Raw genomic sequence first — 3,304 nt, 5'->3', positions numbered from 1 at the left:
TGGCGGCGGCGGTCAGGAACACGAAGCTGTACGTGATCTGCCCGATCACCAGGATCCGGGCCGTCTGCCCGCGCGCGGTGATGTCCCCGTAGCCGACGGTCGCCACCGTCGCGACCGTGAAGTACAGCGAGTCGACCCGGGTCCGCAGCCCGTCGAACTCCCCCGACTGCCGGGCGATCGAGCTGTACGCGGCGGCGAAGACGAGGAGCGAGGCGATCATCAGCAGCGGGATGGTGACCCCGGGACGGGCGTGCGGCACGTCCCGCAGCACCGCCCGGATCTCGCGGAGCAGCAGCAGGGTGACGGCGCCCAGCGCCAGCACGAAGAGCGTCCAGCTCAGCTCGGGTCTCTCCGCGCCCAGCAGGTGCAGGGGCAGCAGGAAGTACGCGACGACCATGACCGCCACGGGTACGGCCTCGCGCAGCCAGGAGAGGAGCGGGTCCCGGCGGTGCTCCGGGGGGCGGTCCCCGGCACCGCCCCCTGCGTCGTCACCGACGCGGACGCCGTCCCCGTCGTCGTCGCGCGGGGCCTTCATGCCCGTAGGACGACGATCGCCTCGTCCGTGTACGCCAGGAACGTCAGCGTCTCGTGCAGGTAGAGCTGCACGGTCTTGGCGTCGTGCGCCGTGTACCCGATCGCCAGGTCCTCGCCCAGGCGCAGTTCGAAGTCGCCGCCGCGGGTGGACAGCGCGAGGCCGCCGGTCATCGCCGGCGCCCAGATCAGCTCGCCGTCCAGCAGCCGCGAGATGTGCTGGGCGACCGGATAGCCGTGGTCGGCGGTCTCGCTCACCGCCGTGTACGCGTCCGCCCCCAGCAGCAGCGAGTACGGGCCGTCCACGCCGGCCAGCCGCAGCGCGGAGAGCGCCCGGCTGACGGTGTCGGGGTAGTCGCGGACCTCGGCGGGCAGGCTCAGCTCGGGCAGCGAGGTACGGGTCCGCAGCCCGTCGACGCCGGCGGCGGCGTACCCGTCGGCGATCATCCGGTCCTCGGCGAACGCGGCGGTGCGGGCGGCCTCCTTGACCGGCTGCCAGTCGGAGTCCTGGGAGCCGCGCTCCACGTCGTCGACGGCGTCGCGGCTGACGGTGAACGGCACCCGCAGCTCGATCAGCGGCTGCGCCGCGCGCAGCCGGGCGGTCGCGCCGGGCGCGGGCGGGGCGATCTCCTCCAGGTGCCCGGTGCCGACGGCGGCCAGTTCGGGGCCCTCGGGCCCGGTGACGTCGACGACGCGGCGGCCGGCGACGTGGCGGCGGAAGGTGCGCCGGGCCTCCTCCTCGATCTCCGCCCAGGCCGCCTGGGTGATCGGAGCGAGTTCACGGTGCAGGTTGTTCATCGTGCGGGTGCTCCTTTGAGGCCGCCGATCCCCAGCGAGCCGTCACCGGCGGCCGGAGGGTCGGGTACGGGGTCCGGGGCGACGGGGTCCGGGGCGGCGGCCGCGGCGCCGAGGGCGGCGGGCAGGGCGGGCAGGCCGTCGAGGAAGGGGGCCGCGGGGGCGAAGAACAGGCAGCCGGTCACGGCCGTGGAGAAGTCCAGGATCCGGTCGTACGTCCCGGGCGGCCGGCCGAGGAACATGTTCTCCAGCATCTCCTCCAGCACCCCGGGCTCGCGCGCGTAGCCGATGAAGTACGTGCCGAACTCGCCGTCGCCGACGGAGCCGAAGGGCATGTTGTCCCGTACGACCTGGCGCTCCTCGCCGTCCGGGCCGGTGACCGTGGTGAGCGCGACGTGCGAGTCGTCGGGCTGCACGCCCTCCGGCAACTCGGTGTTGCCGAGTTTGGTGCGCCCGATGACCCGCTCCTGCTCCTCGGTGCTCAGCGCCTGCCAGGCGTCGAGGTCGTGCACGTACTTCTGCACCATCACGTAGCTGCCGCCGGCGAACCGCGGGTCCTCGGCGCCGGTGAACACCGCGGCGCCGGCGGCCTGTCCGACGGGGTTCTCGGTGCCGTCGACGAAGCCGAGCAGGTCGCGCATGTCGTAGTACTTGAAGCCGTGCACCTCGTCGGCGACCGCGACGGCGTCGCCGAGCCGCGCGCGCAGCCGCCTGGCCAGCTCGAAGCAGAGGTCCATGCGCCGGGAGCGGAGGTGGAAGAGCAGGTCGCCGGGGGTGGCGACGGCGCGGTGGTGCTCCCCGGCCAGCTCGCGGAACGGGTGCAGGCCGGCCGGGGCCGGGCCCTGGAAGAGCCGTCCCCAGACGGCGGCGCCGATGCCCGCGACGCACGTCAGGTCGTCGTCGGGGGCGCCGAAGCCCACGGCGCGCTGGAGCGCGGGGAGGTCTTCGAGTACGTCGCGGACTGCCTCCTCGCCGCCGGGCGCGACGGTGACGACGAGGAACACCGCCGCGGTCGCGGGCGGGGCCAGCACGGGCTGGGGTTCGGGCACGGTCCCTCCTGCTCACGGGGGCATTCGTGACGATACGGGACGTACCAGGCGGCGCAATCCGGCGGCGGCCCGCGTACGCCCGCCCGTGCCGCGGGCCGTTCGGCGGCTCGTACGGGACCCCGCGCGGGAGCCACGCGGGAGTCACGCGGAAGTCATGCGGGATGTCACCCGACCGGCGCACGCCGCGCCGCAGCGGCCGGGTGGCGCGGCGGCGGCGGTGCTACGACGGAAGACAGGCCCTCGGCAGAGCGGCCCGGGTCGTACACCCACAGAGAGGCCCACCATGTCGCAGCAACTCGCCCTCTCGGTCGACTTCGGCGGAGGCTTCAGCGATGCGTTCTCCAAGCTGATCGGCTTCATCCCGAAGCTGATCGCCTTCCTCCTCGTCCTGGTCGTCGGCTGGTTCGTGGTCAAGCTGATAGCCAAGGCGCTCGGGAAGATCCTGGACCGCGCCGGCTTCACCGGGCTCGCGGAGCGCGGCGGCCTCGGCCGCGCGCTGGAGAACTCGAAGTACGACGCCACCGGGATCCTCGTCAAGATCATCTACTACACGCTGATGCTGTTCGTGCTGCAGCTCGCGCTCAGCGTCTTCGGCCCGAACCCCGTCGGCTCGCTGCTCACCGAACTCGTCGCCTGGCTGCCGAAGCTGCTGGTCGGCGTGGTGATCATGATGGTCGCCATGGCGGTGGCGACGGCGGTGCGCGACATCGTCGGCAACGCGCTGAGCGGCACGTCGTACGGCAGGACCATGGCGACGATCGCCTGGGCGTTCATCATCGGGGTCGGCGCGGTCGCCGCGCTCGGGCAGGCCCGGATCGCCACGGCGATCACCGGCCCGCTGCTGATCGCGGTGCTCGCGGCGGCCGCCGGAATCCTGATCGTGGGCGTCGGCGGCGGCCTGGTCGTGCCGATGCGGGCGCGCTGGGAGC

Annotated in this window: 4 protein-coding genes; 1 reads left to right on the top strand and 3 read right to left on the bottom strand. The window is 73.5% G+C overall.

From position 1 onward, the window contains the following. The 3 genes from H5J30_RS23380 to H5J30_RS23370 form a co-directional block, all read right to left on the bottom strand. On the bottom strand, window positions 1–535 hold a 535-nt coding region (locus H5J30_RS23380; RefSeq protein WP_181789346.1), incomplete at its 3' end, for a potassium channel family protein. Continuing rightward, window positions 532–1,329: a family 1 encapsulin nanocompartment shell protein gene (locus H5J30_RS23375; protein WP_181789345.1), complete on the bottom strand. Its 798-nt coding sequence runs from the start codon at window positions 1,327–1,329 to the stop codon at window positions 532–534. The genes H5J30_RS23375 and H5J30_RS23380, both read right to left, overlap by 4 nt. Continuing rightward, window positions 1,326–2,375 (bottom strand): Dyp-type peroxidase, encoded by a 1,050-nt coding sequence (locus H5J30_RS23370; RefSeq protein WP_181789344.1) that lies wholly within the window; start codon window positions 2,373–2,375, stop codon window positions 1,326–1,328. The genes H5J30_RS23375 and H5J30_RS23370 overlap by 4 nt, the downstream gene beginning before the upstream one ends. 283 nt (window positions 2,376–2,658) lie before the next feature. Between H5J30_RS23370 and H5J30_RS23365 the strand changes: the two genes are divergently transcribed. After that, window positions 2,659–3,304 (top strand): mechanosensitive ion channel family protein (locus H5J30_RS23365; RefSeq protein ID WP_181789343.1); only part of this gene is annotated, 646 nt, incomplete at its 3' end.

The sequence above is a fragment of the Streptomyces phytophilus genome (genome assembly GCF_013870535.1).
Taxonomy (GTDB): Bacteria; Actinomycetota; Actinomycetes; order Streptomycetales; family Streptomycetaceae; genus Streptomyces; species Streptomyces phytophilus.
The sequence above is the reverse complement of the archived record's forward strand: the minus strand, read 5'-3'. Positions and strand labels throughout refer to the sequence as shown.